This is a genomic window from Dolichospermum heterosporum TAC447 (genome assembly GCF_024584745.1).
GTDB lineage: Bacteria > Cyanobacteriota > Cyanobacteriia > Cyanobacteriales > Nostocaceae > Dolichospermum > Dolichospermum heterosporum.
Map to the genome: position 1 here is coordinate 180736 of NZ_CP099464.1, position 13903 is coordinate 194638.

The window sequence follows — 13903 nt, forward strand, 5'->3', positions numbered from 1 at the left end:
CCTGCCCCATGCCTCTTCCCTACGCTGTTTCTAGCCAATCATAAATTTGTTCCAACTGTTCTAGCGTAATTAACCCATATTGCCAAAGAGTCATAGTTAAAGAACCAGGATCTTGATCACGGTTACGTAATGCGACAGCGAGGGAAGCAGCGGAAATTGCCAAATCTTCCTGGAGAAAATTAATTAGCCGAGAATATCTTGATGGTGTCATTTGTATCTCACCTCCTTGAGTAGAATTGATGATCATAGGTTGTTTATCTAATTTTGTGGGTATTGTATAGCCAGTATTTTATGTGTCACCTTGCTATGAGTAGATTGGAGATCCAAGGTTGTATAAAAAAAGTATATTTTTTTCTAAATAACCCTTTTGTAAAGCATTAATCTATCTGGATCTACTACTAGACCAAGGTAATTAAAATCACGAAGCAATTTCTACTACAGTGATTTGTGTATCCCATCAGGATGATATTTAGGTAATACTTCAACCATGATGTTAGTGGTGACACTAACATCCTCTAGTAGTCTGTCAACCCGAAAATGATCGGTAAAGGCAAGCAGGGGGAGAAGAGAGGCACCGGGGGCAGGGGAGGGAAGAACAGAAGTTTTTTCCGATCATTATTCGTCAAAATAAATTTGACGAACTTCTAGTTTTTTGTTTTGATTTAAGTAACAAAGATTTTATAGTTTATACTCACCTATTGGCGACTATTTACACTTGCGCCAAAAGGGAGATTTTCGTTACTTAATTTTAAAGTCGTGATCTTAACTGGAAAAACTAAAATCTGATGTTATTCAGGCTACTGATAAATATTAACCTCTTTACTACTATTTATGCCAGGTTTGGTAGTATTTTTTCAAAAAAATAATTTTGTACCAGATAAAAATTCAGCATAAAGACTTATGCTATTTTTACATAGAATTGTTGCTATAGCAGAAGTCAGAAGTTAAAAGTTAAAAGTCTCTTGTGGTATGGCTTTTACCAGAGATTTTGTATCTTATTCAAGTGCATAGAGCTATAGTCAATCTTGATTCTGTTTATCGAATAGCGCCAGGAGATAGGAAATCTATTTTGATCTGATCTCCCTTCTTTAAACCCAATTCTTTGGCTCGTTCTGACCTAAGTTCAATTACTTGATCTATCAGGACATTAGGACCGTAGGTGGGGCAAGGTTCTATGTCACAAGGAGGAGCAGATGTTTGGATGTACTGAACCACACCTTGCCGGAGAAATACCATATCTAACGCAACGGGTACATTCTTCATCCAAAATTGTACTGGTTGTGCGTTCGGAAAAAGAAACAGCATTCCTCCGTTATCTGGTAAAGCCTTTCTATACATCAAACCCATCTGTTGTTGTTGCTGTGTTCTTGCTACTTCTAACTGAATTTTTATATTTCGAGGCAGAGTAGCTTCAGCCGAAATTGGCAAATTTTGACCGGCATTTACTGATGTTTGGGTTGATGATTCTGATGTCACGGCTGGAGATTCAGCTGTGGTTGGTGATGAACAGCCCATTAGCAGGATACTAAGTAATATTGAACACAAACTAAGCCAAGAAATCATAAGTTGTATAGGGGGTGGGGGGGTGGGGGAGTGGGGGAGTGGGGGGAGTGGGGGGAGTGGGGGGAGTGGGGGAGGTAGGGGGAGTGGGGGAGTGGGGGGGTAGGGGGGGTAGGGGGGGTAGGGGAGAAATCTATCTTTACTCTTTACTCTTGCCTATTGCCTATTGCCTATTGCCTATTGCCTATTGCCTATTGCCTATTAAATTATTTACTGCAATTTAGATCGTGACCATCTTACTTAATTTCTGCAAAATTGCCCACAAATTTAGATATTATTTCTGATTTTATGGATTTTAGCTTAAACAGTAGAAGCCCCACGTCTCAATCTTAGGAGCGTGGGGAACGCGCGCGAGTGAGGAATTGACCAACAGGCGAAATTGAACGCAGTTTAATCAGGATTGTTGGTCAATGACGAATCAACATTTTCTAATTCTTCTAATTTATGATAAAATTAAATCAAATAGGTATAGTTCAATTAAATGCTGAAAAGCAGCCTAAGTAGGTTGGCGTGAAAAATTGTCATTATGGCAAGGCAAAAGGCAAGAGGCAAGAGTGAAGAGGTTTTGGGCGATTTTACGTTTCTTTACACAGTTTGGTTTTATTGTGTTCACCTACTTATTTAAATAGAAGCCAGTTTTTTAAACAAAAAAACCGTGGGTCGCACGGTCTTAAAGCTCAGTTAATGTCTTCAAAGAAGAGTTACTGAGAAGTCTACGCTCACCTGTTCGCGCAAGCGTGCCGCAAGGCATAAGGAAGTGTTTGGAGTATGTCACGAGTCTCTGAGTACATAACCTACACCGCGGATAGTTTGAATTAGGCGTTTTTGACCTTCTTCTTCAATTTTGAGTCGGAGGTAACGAATATATACTTCAATGACATTGGACTCACCCATAAAGTCGTAACCCCAAACATTTTCTAAAATCTGTTCACGGGTTAATACTTCACGGGGATGTTCCATTAAGAACTTTAAGAGTTCAAATTCTTTCATGGTTAAGTCAATGACCTTACTGTTGTAAATAGCCCGGCGGGTTCCTATATCCAAAATCAAATCACCAAAGCGTAATTGTTCGGTGGTATCAACATCTGGTTTGAGATAGAGACGAATCAGCTTTAAAAAATCTTCCGAACGGTAAGGTTTGAGGATGTAATCATCAGCACCCGCATCTAAACAAGCTATGCGATCATCTACGGTGTCTCTAGCCATCAAAACCAGTATCGGAGAACGATTACCAATATTTCTGAGATTTTTACATAAAGATAGTCCTGATTCACCGACAAGCATTCGGTCTACAACAATTAAAGCAGGTTGGCGATGGGTTTGATTGCTGGAAGCACCGCTACAGTATTTTAATCCATTGACTGCATCATGAGTCACAATGGCATCATAGCCAGCTTCTTGCAAATCACCAGCCAATTGATTAGCTAAAGTTTCATCTGGTTCAACCACCAAAACAAAAACAGCGGGATTGTGGGTAGCTATCATAGCAGTTAGGCTAAAAAGAAAACAAATTGGGATTGGTAATTGAAAAAAACCATCTCCCATGAGTTATAACCTATTACCGTGCTACTGATATTGAAAACAATCCTAATTCAAGTTACTAATTTTCTAGTCCCATTACACTCAAAATAATACCAAACTACCTTTTTACCCCGGACGGGTCGTCATAGTTTTACCATATAAAATCAAACTAAACTCGCCCATAGAAACTAACTAATTGATACATTAGGTAGGTGAACACAATAAAACCAATCTGTGTAAAGAAAAGTAAAATCGCCCAAACCCTCTTGCCTTTTTACTCTCTGCGCCTCTGCGCCTCTGCGTGAGGTAAAATTATATTCTGCTGAATCAATTTTTTTTAGCTTAACCGATAAGTATGGAAATCAAATGGGATTATCCATGTACACAGATAACCGTTCTATAAAACTTACCCAAAATTACCAAAATCTAGACACATCTGGACAGCGATAATTTTGGTGTTTACTTTCTGCTTCATCGTGGTCTTAGAATGACTTCTAAGAGGTTTTTCCACTCGACAGACAATCTCGGTAGAACTTACCGTTTCTGACCGTAGTTCCTAAAAGGAACCGCTACGCTACAGGGATAAAAATATCCGCAAACCATCGGTCAATGTTCCGCGCTGCATTTAAGTCCCTATCGGCTTTATAGCCACAATCAGGACAAACATAAACGCGGTTTTTTAATGGCATTTTATGACGATGATTCCCACAGTTAGAGCATATTTGAGAACTGGGGAAGAACCTATCCACAAGGATTAATTCACTCCCGAACTTCTCGGTTTTATACTCTAACTGTCGTTTGAACTCATACAATCGTACCCAACCGATTGACGGTAATTTAATTCTTTTACCATCGTTTTTAATTAACGGTTTCGCCTTAGTCCCTGACTCTAAATAAAAAGAATCGTGCTGTCCTTTTTTCTTGAATCGGGGTTGTTTCGATGTTTTGGAAAAACACCTATCCCATGCTTGGCGTAAGTCAGTTAACGCCTTTTGTGGGACATTTTTGTTAACTTCGTAATACCAAGCGTGTTCAGATTTAACCTCGGCGACTAACTTTTTATGCAAGTCAATCGCTGATGGTAATTTAAGTTTTTCGCCTTCTTTGCGAGTAGCTAAAATATCTATAACTTGAGCATTTGCCCAGTTATAGGCGTGTCTAGCTACTCCAGAAGCCTTGCGAAAAGCTGTAATCTGTCGGTTATTTGGAATTAGTGCAGTTTTGAATGATAAAAGCATTGATTCGACCTTTCAATGTTATATTGTAGTAAGTATACCAACGATTAAGGTTAATGTCAATGAGATTTGAGAAAAATAATAAACTTGGTGCTAAAAAAATCCTCAAAGCTGAGTTAGACGCTCAACCAATTTGTTTTAAAGGTCGGAAAGGGCAAAGGGAGAAAATTAAAACCGTCCCTGACTGGCCGCAACGGTTAAGGGATTTTGTTGATCAACTTATTGAAGACTTAGACAAACAGTAAGATAAGGATAGTTATGGGTAGAAATTATTTAGCTGTTTCTACCCCTTATTATACCCTACCAGAAACTTTTATGAATTTGCTCTTTATTACTTACCTAAACCATCATATCTGTTTGGGTCTTTTTTCTCTTTTTTGTCCTTGGGATCTTTCTTAGGCTTTTTAACTTCTTTATTACCTTTTTTTTCCTTAGACATCAGTATTACCCAACTAAGTTTACCCGTCAAAACTGCCACATTCTGCTATTAGTAAATCAGGGCGTAGCTTACCTGGTATCCTTTAAAAACAGGAAGGGAAGCATTGCACATTTACGCTACTAATTACTATGATACATTGTTATTTGATTTTGTTATGAATTTGATTAACCACGACACAAAACTTTAGATACCTTGTCACTATATCTAATTGAGATTCTAATTTAGAGATTCAATTTTGCTGCCTTAATTCATTATATCAGTCAATACCTTGTCCATTTTCTGTAGGTTGGGTTAAGCGACAGCGCAACCCAACGCATTTGTTGGGTTTCATGCTTCAACCCAACCTACAAATCAAGGCTTTTTTTAATTTGGACAAGGTATTGATCAGTATAATCATATTTTATAACTCATTAGGTAATAATTAAATGACTACACCCGTAGATATTCTCATTCTTTCCAATGGACCTGGGGAGGTGACAACCTGGGTACGTCCTGTTGTTAAAGCATTGAGGGAAGAATTAGGACATGATGTTTCTCAACTGAGAATTTCTGTAATATTGTCACCTTGTCCCCATGCTAGTGGTAAAGAAACTGATATAGCGCTGGGTTATCCAGAGGTTGATAGAGTTCAAGCACCTGAATATTTTTGGCAATTTTTACTGTGGGGAAAAACCGCGCAAAATTGGGAATGGAGAAATCAAGGTGTAGTCATATTTTTAGGTGGTGATCAAATTTTTCCGGTGATTATTGGTAAAAAATTAGGATATAAAACTCTAGTTTATGCGGAATGGGAAGCGCGTTGGCACAATTTTATAGATAAATTTGCCATTATGAAAGCTCAAGTTGCGAAAAATGTCTCTGCTAAATATGCTGATAAATTCACTGTTGTTGGTGATTTGATGTTAGAAGCAGCAAAGAATGAAATCACACCTAAAGTTGCAAATCCTCAATCTAAAGTTGAACTAATTGGAATTTTACCGGGGTCAAAATCTGCAAAATTAACCCAAGGTGTACCTTTAATGTTAGCTATTGCTGAATATATTTATCGTCAAAACCCGAAAACGAAGTTTTTTATTCCCGTTGCACCAACTTTAGATTTACCAACTTTAGCTAATTTTGCTAATCCTGAAACTAATTCATTTACAAAAGCGTTTGGTTTTCAAGGTGCATCTTTATCTGGTAATTTTCTTGCAACTACTACTGGATTAATCGTGGAATTAAAACAAGAAAATCCAGTTTATGATTTATTATCCCAATGTTCTATTTGTTTAACTACAGTTGGTGCAAATACCGCAGAATTAGGTGCTTTAGCTGTACCGATGATTGTCCTATTACCAACTCAACAATTAGATGCAATGCGTTCTTGGGATGGTTTACCAGGAGTATTGGCAAATTTACCGGGAGTAGGTTCTGGTTTTGCTAAATTAATTAATTGGTGGGTGTTGAGACGTAAGGGTTTATTTGCTTGGCCAAATATTTGGGCGCAAGCAGAAATTGTCCCGGAATTAATAGGTAAATTGCAACCTGAAGAAGTGGGAGAAATGGTTTTAGATTTGTTAGCAAATCCAGAGAAATTAGAGGCTATACGGGATAAATTACGCAGTGTCAGAGGTGAAGGTGGGGCTGCACAGAAGTTGGCTATTTTGGTGAAAGAGGAGTTATTATAGATTTAGATAAAATTGGAATTTTGAAAATATGAAAGCACCTGATAGTATTGTTCAACTGGTTGAACATTTTCACTCTTCGATAGAATTGTATTGGGCGGGGGGAATTAATGAAACACAAACCAGAATTGAATTTATTAATCCTTTGTTTGCTGCTTTAGGATGGGATATTGGCAATGAACGACAAATTTCTGATATTTATAAAGATGTTGTTCATGAAGATTCTTTAAAAATTAGTGATGCAAATAAAGCCAAAGCACCTGATTATAGTTTTCGGGTTGGTGGAGTCAGAAAGTTTTTTGTGGAGGCGAAAAAACTCGCTGTTAATGTGGGTCAAAATATGAGTGCAGCTTTTCAAGTGAGACGTTATGGCTGGTCTGCAAAGTTAGCTTTAAGTATTTTAACAGATTTTGAAGAATTTGCAGTTTATGACTGTCGAATTATGCCCAATAAAAATGATTCAGCATCAGTGGCTAGAATCAAACATTTTAATTATACAGAATATATTGATAAATGGGCAGAGATTTATAATCTTTTTTCTAAGGAAGCTGTGTTAAATGGTTCTTTAGAAAGGTTTGCAGAAACTAAAGTTAAGGCTGGGATTACTGTTGATCAAAAATTTCTCCAAGAAATTGAAGTTTGGCGAGAAAATTTAGCTGCTAATATTGTTTGGCGCAATCCGCAAATTCCACAAAGAGAGTTAAATTTTGCTGTGCAAATGACAATTAATAGAATTGTCTTTTTACGCATTTGTGAAGATAGGGGAATTGAACCTTATCAACAGTTATATAATTTATTAAAGTTTGAAAATTTTTATCAAGAGTTAGGGCGGTTATTTATTAATGCAGATTATCGCTATAATTCTGGTTTATTCCATTTTCAAGATGAAAAAGGACGAGAAAATTCTGATGATTTTACTTTGAATTTAACTATAGATGATTCTATTTTAACCTTAATTATTAGAAAACTTTATCCTCCCGAAAGTCCCTATGAGTTTTCTGTGATTCCTGTGGAAATTTTGGGACAAGTGTATGAACAATTTTTAGGGAAAGTCATTCAAATATCTGCAAGTCGTCAAGCAGTTATTGAAGATAAACCGGAAGTAAGAAAGGCTGGAGGTGTTTATTATACTCCTAGTTATATTGTTGATTATATTATTAAACAAACTATTGGTAAGGTTTTAGAAAATAAGAAACCAGAAAAAATTCAAGATATGACAATTCTTGATCCTGCTTGTGGTTCTGGTTCTTTTTTAATTGTGGCTTATCAATTTATCTTAGATTGGTATTTAGAACAATATCTGCAAAATCCCAAGAAATACAAAAATAAATTCTATCAAATTTCGGATCATCAATGGCATTTAACTGCAAGTGAAAGAAAGCAAATTTTATTAACTCACATTTATGGTGTTGATATTGATCAACAAGCGGTGGAAACAACTAAGTTATCTTTGTTATTGAAGGTATTGGAGGGAGAATCAGGAGAAACAATTACCAGACAATTACAGTTATTCAAGGAAAGGGCTTTACCTGATTTAGATCATAATATTCAATGTGGTAATACCTTGATAGATGGAGATTTTTATCAACATACTCAATTAAATTATTTGGACGAAGATACGGCTTATAGGGTTAATATTTTTGACTGGGAATCGGCTTTTTCTGCTATTATGAAACGAGGTGGTTTTGATGTAGTTATTGGTAATCCTCCCTATATTAGAATTCAAGCTTTAAAAGAATGGGCTGCTTTGGAGGTTGAATTTTATAAACAACAGTATATTTCTGCTAGTAAGGGGAATTATGATATTTATGTTATTTTTGTGGAAAAGGGATTGGAGTTATTAAGAAAAGATGGCTATTTAGGTTTTATTTTACCTCATAAGTTTTTTAATGCTCAATATGGAGAGTCTATCAGGAAGTTAATTTCTGAGGGTAAATATCTGAATAAAATAGTGCATTTTGGAGATCAACAAGTTTTTCCCAAGGTTTCAACTTATACTTGTTTGTTTTTCTTATCTAAAACAAAAAAATCAGAATTAACCTTTATTCAAGTTAAGGATTTATTTCAATGGATTGTTGATGGTAGTACGGAAGAAACATTGATAATTAATGAATCTATTACAGATGGAAAATGGGATTTTGGTAAAATTAAAAATTCTGTAGTTTTTGATAAATTTAAAACCTCTAGATTTGTTAAGTTAAGTGAAATAAAAAATAATATTTCTCAAGGTATCAGAACCAGTGCTAATAAAATATATGTTTTAGATTTGATTTCTCAGGAGGATAATTTATTGCAAGTATATTCTAAAGCTTTAGATAGAATATTCACAATTGAATCTAATTTAACTTCTCTGTTTTTACAAGGTAAGGAAATAAAACCATATCAAATTTTATATTCTGGAAAGTTACTAATTGTTCCTTATGAGTTAATTAATGGAAACGTTCAGCTTATTAATGAGGATAAAATGCGTACTCAATTCCCTTTAACTTTTGATTATCTCATGCAAAATAAACCATTTTTGGAAAATAGAGAAAAAGGAAAAATGTTCGGTTCGAGTTGGTATGCTTATATTTATCCCAAAAATATTGAATTTATGAAAAGTCCTAAAATATTAGTTCCTGATATTGCAAATCGAGCTTGTTTTGCTTGGGACGATAAAGGAGATTATGCTTTTACTAGTGGCTATGGAATTACGCTTAAGAGTAACGTGGAAGAATCAATTAAATATATTTTAGGATTACTTAATAGTAAATTATTGGATTTTTATCTCAAAAATATTAGTACAACAATGCGAGGAGGCTTTTTTCGTTATTTTACTCAGTTTATTGAACAATTACCAATTCGATTGATTGATTTTTCTAGTCCAAAAGAAAAAAAGATTCATAATCAAATAGTTAAACTGGTTGAACAAATGCTTTATCTTCATCAACAACTCAATAAAGCAAATACACCCCCATCTAAACGAATGATTCAGCAACAAATACAAGCTACTGATAGACAAATCAATCAATTAGTTTATGAACTGTATGAATTAACTGATGCGGAAATAACTATGATTGAAGGTACGTAAATTTACTCTTCCCCTTGTCCGCGTCCTAATTCATAGACACCAGCACCAATACAAGTAAGTATACCCATACTAATTCCCCAGCTATTACCTAAACTGATATTCAGAAGCCAGTTAGATAAACTACCAAATATCAAAAATGGGAAAATGCTAAATAGTGAAGCATAAAAAGAATTTTGTGATTCTCTGGCTTTGCGAGTCTTTTCAAATTCTGATTGACTGGTATAGAGGAACCGTTCAGCAAAATTAAACCAGCGGTTGAGTTGTGTCGTTATCCATTCTCTGGTTTGGGAAAAACTCACATATAACGCTAAAGCCCATAGACAAGCTCCAGCGATCGCAACTGTATCTAACTCAAAGCGAAAAGGCAATATATCAAACATGGCATCGGTTAACTCTCCAATTGCCTATTTTAGCTTTTATCTGCCCCTAAATCCCACTATGGTGAGATTTTTATGGACAATTGAACGCAGATAAATACAGATTGATATTTTTATTAATCAGAAAAAAGTAGAGACGTTCCATGGAACGTCTCTACAAGGATTTTCTGGCGTTGCTGATTAATGGTATGAATTTTAGTCTCACGCAAAGGTAGGAGTTTCAAAGGTTCAATTGAATTTCATCCCTCAATGCAGCAACGCCGATTTTTGAACCTCAACTAATAAGTTACGGCCACTGGCTCATTGGTTACTTTAATGGCTGTATTATCAGCTACAATGGTGCGGAAAACATCACCTTCAACGGTTTCTTGTTCTATCAACAAGTCAACTACCCGTTCCAAAATTAACCGGTTTTCTTGAATGATTTCTTTAGCTTGAATATAACAGCGGTTAACAATCTCCCGGACTGCGTGATCAATTTTCGCTGCAATGTCTTCAGAATATTCAGATTTATTCATCCAGTCTCGTCCTAAAAATACATCGTTGTTTTGATTTTCTAAGGAAACTGGACCTAAATCGGACATTCCGAATTTCGTTACCATTTGTCGTGCCATACTGGTAACTTGTTGCAAGTCATTTCCTGCACCTGTGGTAACTTCCGCTTTCCCAAACACGATTTCTTCCGCCGCGCGACCACCTAAAGTTGCGGCAATGCGGGCTAAAATTTGGGAACGGGAAATTAAACCCTGTTCTTCATTGGGAGTAAACCAAGTTAACCCCAGTGCTTGTCCTCTGGGAATGAGTGTAACTTTTTGTACAGGATCATGACCTTTAACTAATGTTCCTACTAAAGCGTGTCCAACTTCGTGATAAGCAATTAGACGTTTGTTTTTGCTGTCTACTAAAGCAGTTCCTTCCATACCTGCGACTACTCTATCTATGGCGTTATCAATTTCTAAGTCGGTAACGGCTTCTTTGCGTCTTCTGGCGGTGAGAATGGCGGCTTCGTTGAGTAAATTGGCTAAATCTGCACCGGTAAAGCCAGGGGTGCGGCGAGCGATCGCTTCTAAAGATACACTAGGATCAATCTTCTTATTCTGAGCGTGGACTGTCAAAATTTCCTGTCTTCCCTTCAAATCGGGGACATCCACAATTACCTGTCTATCAAAGCGTCCTGGGCGTAATAGAGCCGAATCAAGGACATCTGGACGGTTGGTAGCCGCAATAATAATAATCCCCGTATTCCCTTCAAACCCATCCATTTCCGTTAATAGTTGGTTAAGGGTTTGTTCCCGTTCATCATTTCCACCCCCAATACCTGCACCCCGTTGTCTACCTACCGCATCAATTTCATCAATGAATATTAAACAAGGGGCATTTTCTTTAGCTTTTTTGAATAAATCTCTGACACGGGAAGCACCGACACCGACGAACATTTCCACAAATTCCGAACCAGACATACTGAAAAATGGGACACCTGCTTCTCCCGCAATGGCTTTGGCGAGTAAGGTTTTTCCTGTTCCTGGTGGTCCAATTAATAGGACACCTTTGGGAATTTTTGCCCCTACTGCTGTAAATTTTTCTGGAAGTTTGAGAAAAGTGACAACTTCTTCCAATTCTTCTTTGGCTTCCTTGACTCCCGCCACATCATTAAATTTTACGCCTGTTTTCGCTTCCATTTGAAACCGTGCGCGAGATTTACCAAAACTCATGGCTTGGTTAGAAGCATTTGCAGAACGCCGCAGGAATAATAACATCAGAGCCACTAGGGGCAAAATCCACATGAGATTAATTAATAAGCCAACAGCGGCTCGGTTTCCAGCGGAGGAAACTTCGCCAAAATCAACTTTTTTTTCTCTAAGTTTATTAATTAATTCCGCATTTTGATCTAGAAGACGTACTTGTAAAGGCAGACTATCGCGTTTTTGTCCCACTAAATAAACTCTAGCTGTTTGTTCAGCTTGATCTAACTCTACTTTTTTTACTTCTCCTTTACTGGCTTTTTGAATTAATTCACCATAGGTTAAGGAATTTCGCTGGGTTTTTTGTTGCGCTAAGACGGGATTACCACCAATCATACCGGGCAATGTCATCAACCCGGCGGCTATGACTCCTGCTAAAACGTGACGCGGAGATGAACCTAGTAACTGCTGTTTTATCAAAGCTTTTTTGTGCAAATTTTTCATAATAGTTAGTTACCCTTTATGGCTTTTTTGGGCGGAAATTGTCAAGTCTAGAAATTATAGTTTTCTTCTAATAGTTTAACTGTCAGACTCGATTATTAACAGGTGACAAGGGGAGAAGATGAAAGTCTTTAAGATAACTGATGTCCTGGGGAATTGGGGATTTTTCATGAGCGATTCCCCGCGCTATCTCTATTCCTATGGCTCCTGCGTCGCCACGCAAGCTATCGGAACGCGAACGCGATCGCCCAACTCCATGTAAAATAAATATTCCAGTCTGTATTTTTTCAACATCATGGGCAGCACTTTTGGTCATCTTTTCCGTATTACTACTTTTGGCGAATCTCACGGCGGCGGTGTGGGGGTGATCATTGATGGTTGTCCCCCACAACTGGAAATTTCCGCCGAGGAAATTCAATTTGAGTTAGATAGAAGACGACCGGGACAAAGTAAAATTACCACTCCTCGCAAAGAAGCTGACACCTGTGAGATTCTATCTGGGGTGTTTGAGGGAAAAACTCTGGGAACACCCATTGCCATTTTGGTCAGAAATAAAAATACTCGTCCCGAAGATTATGATGAGATGGCGCAGAAATATCGCCCTTCCCATGCAGATGCTACCTATGATGCTAAGTATGGCTTGAGAAATTGGCAAGGTGGTGGCAGATCCTCCGCCCGTGAGACAATAGGTAGAGTTGCTGCTGGTGCGATCGCTAAAAAGATTTTACATCAAGTTGCAGGTGTAGAGGTAATCGCCTATGTCAAGCGAATTAAAGATTTAGAAGGGGTTGTTGATACCAATACTGTGACTTTAGCAGATGTCGAAAGCAATATCGTCCGCTGTCCAGATGGCGAAATTGCCAACACCATGATTTCCTTAATCGAACAAACTGGTAAAGATGGTAATTCCATCGGTGGTGTCGTTGAATGTGTGGTGCGGAATGTTCCCAAGGGTTTAGGCGAACCAGTTTTTGATAAATTAGAAGCAGATTTAGCAAAGGCGGTAATGTCATTACCCGCAAGTAAAGGTTTTGAAATCGGTTCTGGTTTTGATGGAACTTTATTAACGGGTTTTGAACATAACGACGAATTTTATATTGATGAACATGGGGAAATTCGCACAGTAACTAACCGTTCAGGCGGAATTCAAGGGGGAATTTCCAACGGTGAAAACATTATTATCCGCGTGGCTTTTAAACCAACAGCTACGATTAGAAAGGAACAAAAAACCGTAACGAAGGAAGGGGAAGAAACGGTTTTAGCAGGAAAAGGAAGACATGATCCTTGTGTTTTACCCCGTGCTGTACCAATGGTTGATGCGATGGTGGCTTTAGTTCTATGTGATCATCTATTAAGGCATTATGGACAGTGTAAGGTATTGTAATCATACTTAATCAAGTGGAACTGCATCAACACTTATTATGAATACCGAATATGAACCAAAACCACAATGATCTGCATGAAGGAAAATCCGTCGTTTCAGGCTTTTGGCGATTAACTTCTGATCAATAGCGATCGCGGAGCGTTAAAAATCTTGTTGAAAAATTGGGTTTAGTTACTCCCGGTTCGCCTATTTTAAATTGAGTTAGAAAAAACCTGAACGATTTAATAGGGGTTTTAGCCTGTAATTCAAATGTACTATGACGTAGGCGATAGCGAAGCGCTGCTGCAAGCAGTTCGCATAAAAATAGAGTTTTTAGCACCGAGGGTAGTTCAAGCTAAATTTCGGGAAATCGCTAAAACCATTACTAAACCTAGATTTTCTATTTTTTTGGCAATTTCTCGAACTCCAAAAAAAATGAGCGAACCGGGAGTTAGTTAGTTAAAGTAAGCCAAATTTTGTGGGATGGGCAT

Annotated in this window: 13 protein-coding genes; 5 read left to right on the forward strand and 8 right to left on the reverse strand. The window is 37.4% G+C overall.

What is annotated here, in order from left to right; all coding sequences use genetic code 11:
• Positions 1 to 19 precede the first annotated feature (19 nt).
• The 4 genes from NG743_RS00830 to NG743_RS00845 all read right to left on the reverse strand — a co-directional run bounded on the left by NG743_RS00830 (position 20) and on the right by NG743_RS00845 (position 4319).
• Positions 20 to 247 (reverse strand): DUF2949 domain-containing protein, encoded by a 228-nt coding sequence (locus tag NG743_RS00830; protein WP_027400945.1) that lies wholly within the window; start codon positions 245 to 247, stop codon positions 20 to 22.
• Between the two features lie 788 nt (positions 248 to 1035).
• Positions 1036 to 1563 (reverse strand): DUF192 domain-containing protein, encoded by a 528-nt coding sequence (locus NG743_RS00835; RefSeq protein WP_027400944.1) that lies wholly within the window; start codon positions 1561 to 1563, stop codon positions 1036 to 1038.
• Positions 1564 to 2331: 768 nt separating this feature from the next.
• Positions 2332 to 3045, reverse strand: coding sequence for a response regulator transcription factor NblR (gene nblR / locus NG743_RS00840; RefSeq protein ID WP_027400943.1), 714 nt, complete (start codon positions 3043 to 3045; stop codon positions 2332 to 2334).
• 605 nt (positions 3046 to 3650) lie between these two features.
• Positions 3651 to 4319, reverse strand: a complete 669-nt coding sequence (locus tag NG743_RS00845) for an RNA-guided endonuclease InsQ/TnpB family protein (protein ID WP_257120970.1) — start codon at positions 4317 to 4319, stop codon at positions 3651 to 3653.
• 53 nt (positions 4320 to 4372) lie between these two features.
• Between NG743_RS00845 and NG743_RS00850 the strand changes: the two genes are divergently transcribed.
• Entirely contained in the window at positions 4373 to 4561 is a 189-nt protein-coding gene (locus NG743_RS00850; protein ID WP_306459806.1) for a hypothetical protein, read from the forward strand.
• Between the two features lie 86 nt (positions 4562 to 4647).
• Here the strand turns inward: NG743_RS00850 and NG743_RS00855 are convergent, their stop codons facing one another.
• Entirely contained in the window at positions 4648 to 4794 is a 147-nt protein-coding gene (locus NG743_RS00855; protein ID WP_193964794.1) for a hypothetical protein, read from the reverse strand.
• A 386-nt stretch (positions 4795 to 5180) separates the two neighbouring features.
• Here NG743_RS00855 and NG743_RS00860 point away from each other — a divergent pair, with 386 nt between their 5' ends.
• Both NG743_RS00860 and NG743_RS00865 read left to right on the forward strand, forming a co-directional pair.
• Positions 5181 to 6422 (forward strand): glycosyltransferase family protein, encoded by a 1242-nt coding sequence (locus NG743_RS00860; RefSeq protein ID WP_027400941.1) that lies wholly within the window; start codon positions 5181 to 5183, stop codon positions 6420 to 6422.
• Positions 6423 to 6450: 28 nt separating this feature from the next.
• Positions 6451 to 9489, forward strand: a complete 3039-nt coding sequence (locus NG743_RS00865) for an Eco57I restriction-modification methylase domain-containing protein (protein ID WP_257121286.1) — start codon at positions 6451 to 6453, stop codon at positions 9487 to 9489.
• Between the two features lie 2 nt (positions 9490 to 9491).
• Here NG743_RS00865 and NG743_RS00870 read toward each other — a convergent pair whose 3' ends face one another.
• The 3 genes from NG743_RS00870 to NG743_RS00880 all read right to left on the reverse strand — a co-directional run bounded on the left by NG743_RS00870 (position 9492) and on the right by NG743_RS00880 (position 12365).
• On the reverse strand, positions 9492 to 9869 hold the full coding sequence (locus NG743_RS00870; RefSeq protein ID WP_027400939.1) for a hypothetical protein: 378 nt from the start codon (positions 9867 to 9869) through the stop codon (positions 9492 to 9494).
• Positions 9870 to 10144: 275 nt separating this feature from the next.
• Positions 10145 to 12052: an ATP-dependent zinc metalloprotease FtsH gene (gene ftsH, locus NG743_RS00875; RefSeq protein ID WP_027400938.1), complete on the reverse strand. Its 1908-nt coding sequence runs from the start codon at positions 12050 to 12052 to the stop codon at positions 10145 to 10147.
• Between the two features lie 82 nt (positions 12053 to 12134).
• Positions 12135 to 12365, reverse strand: a complete 231-nt coding sequence (locus NG743_RS00880) for a hypothetical protein (RefSeq protein ID WP_027400937.1) — start codon at positions 12363 to 12365, stop codon at positions 12135 to 12137.
• Between NG743_RS00880 and aroC the strand changes: the two genes are divergently transcribed.
• Both aroC and NG743_RS00890 read left to right on the forward strand, forming a co-directional pair.
• Positions 12345 to 13433, forward strand: a complete 1089-nt coding sequence (gene aroC, locus NG743_RS00885; RefSeq protein ID WP_027400936.1) for a chorismate synthase — start codon at positions 12345 to 12347, stop codon at positions 13431 to 13433. The genes NG743_RS00880 and aroC overlap by 21 nt on opposite strands.
• Before the next feature lie 249 nt (positions 13434 to 13682).
• A complete protein-coding gene (locus tag NG743_RS00890; RefSeq protein WP_257121288.1) occupies positions 13683 to 13871 on the forward strand; it encodes a hypothetical protein in 189 nt (62 codons plus the stop codon).
• Positions 13872 to 13903 lie beyond the last annotated feature (32 nt).

What these genes read in the sequence shown, in the direction of transcription:
- NG743_RS00830 (WP_027400945.1), bottom strand. Translation starts at nt 247, where the DNA reads ATGATCATCAATTCTACTCAAGGAGGTGAGATACAAATGACACCATCA.
- NG743_RS00835 (WP_027400944.1), bottom strand. Translation starts at nt 1,563, where the DNA reads ATGATTTCTTGGCTTAGTTTGTGTTCAATATTACTTAGTATCCTGCTA.
- nblR (WP_027400943.1), bottom strand. Translation starts at nt 3,045, where the DNA reads ATGATAGCTACCCACAATCCCGCTGTTTTTGTTTTGGTGGTTGAACCA.
- NG743_RS00845 (WP_257120970.1), bottom strand. Translation starts at nt 4,319, where the DNA reads ATGCTTTTATCATTCAAAACTGCACTAATTCCAAATAACCGACAGATT.
- NG743_RS00850 (WP_306459806.1), top strand. Translation starts at nt 4,373, where the DNA reads ATGTCAATGAGATTTGAGAAAAATAATAAACTTGGTGCTAAAAAAATC.
- NG743_RS00860 (WP_027400941.1), top strand. Translation starts at nt 5,181, where the DNA reads ATGACTACACCCGTAGATATTCTCATTCTTTCCAATGGACCTGGGGAG.
- NG743_RS00865 (WP_257121286.1), top strand. Translation starts at nt 6,451, where the DNA reads ATGAAAGCACCTGATAGTATTGTTCAACTGGTTGAACATTTTCACTCT.
- NG743_RS00870 (WP_027400939.1), bottom strand. Translation starts at nt 9,869, where the DNA reads ATGTTTGATATATTGCCTTTTCGCTTTGAGTTAGATACAGTTGCGATC.
- ftsH (WP_027400938.1), bottom strand. Translation starts at nt 12,052, where the DNA reads ATGAAAAATTTGCACAAAAAAGCTTTGATAAAACAGCAGTTACTAGGT.
- aroC (WP_027400936.1), top strand. Translation starts at nt 12,345, where the DNA reads ATGGGCAGCACTTTTGGTCATCTTTTCCGTATTACTACTTTTGGCGAA.
- NG743_RS00880 (WP_027400937.1), bottom strand. Translation starts at nt 12,365, where the DNA reads ATGACCAAAAGTGCTGCCCATGATGTTGAAAAAATACAGACTGGAATA.
- NG743_RS00890 (WP_257121288.1), top strand. Translation starts at nt 13,683, where the DNA reads ATGTACTATGACGTAGGCGATAGCGAAGCGCTGCTGCAAGCAGTTCGC.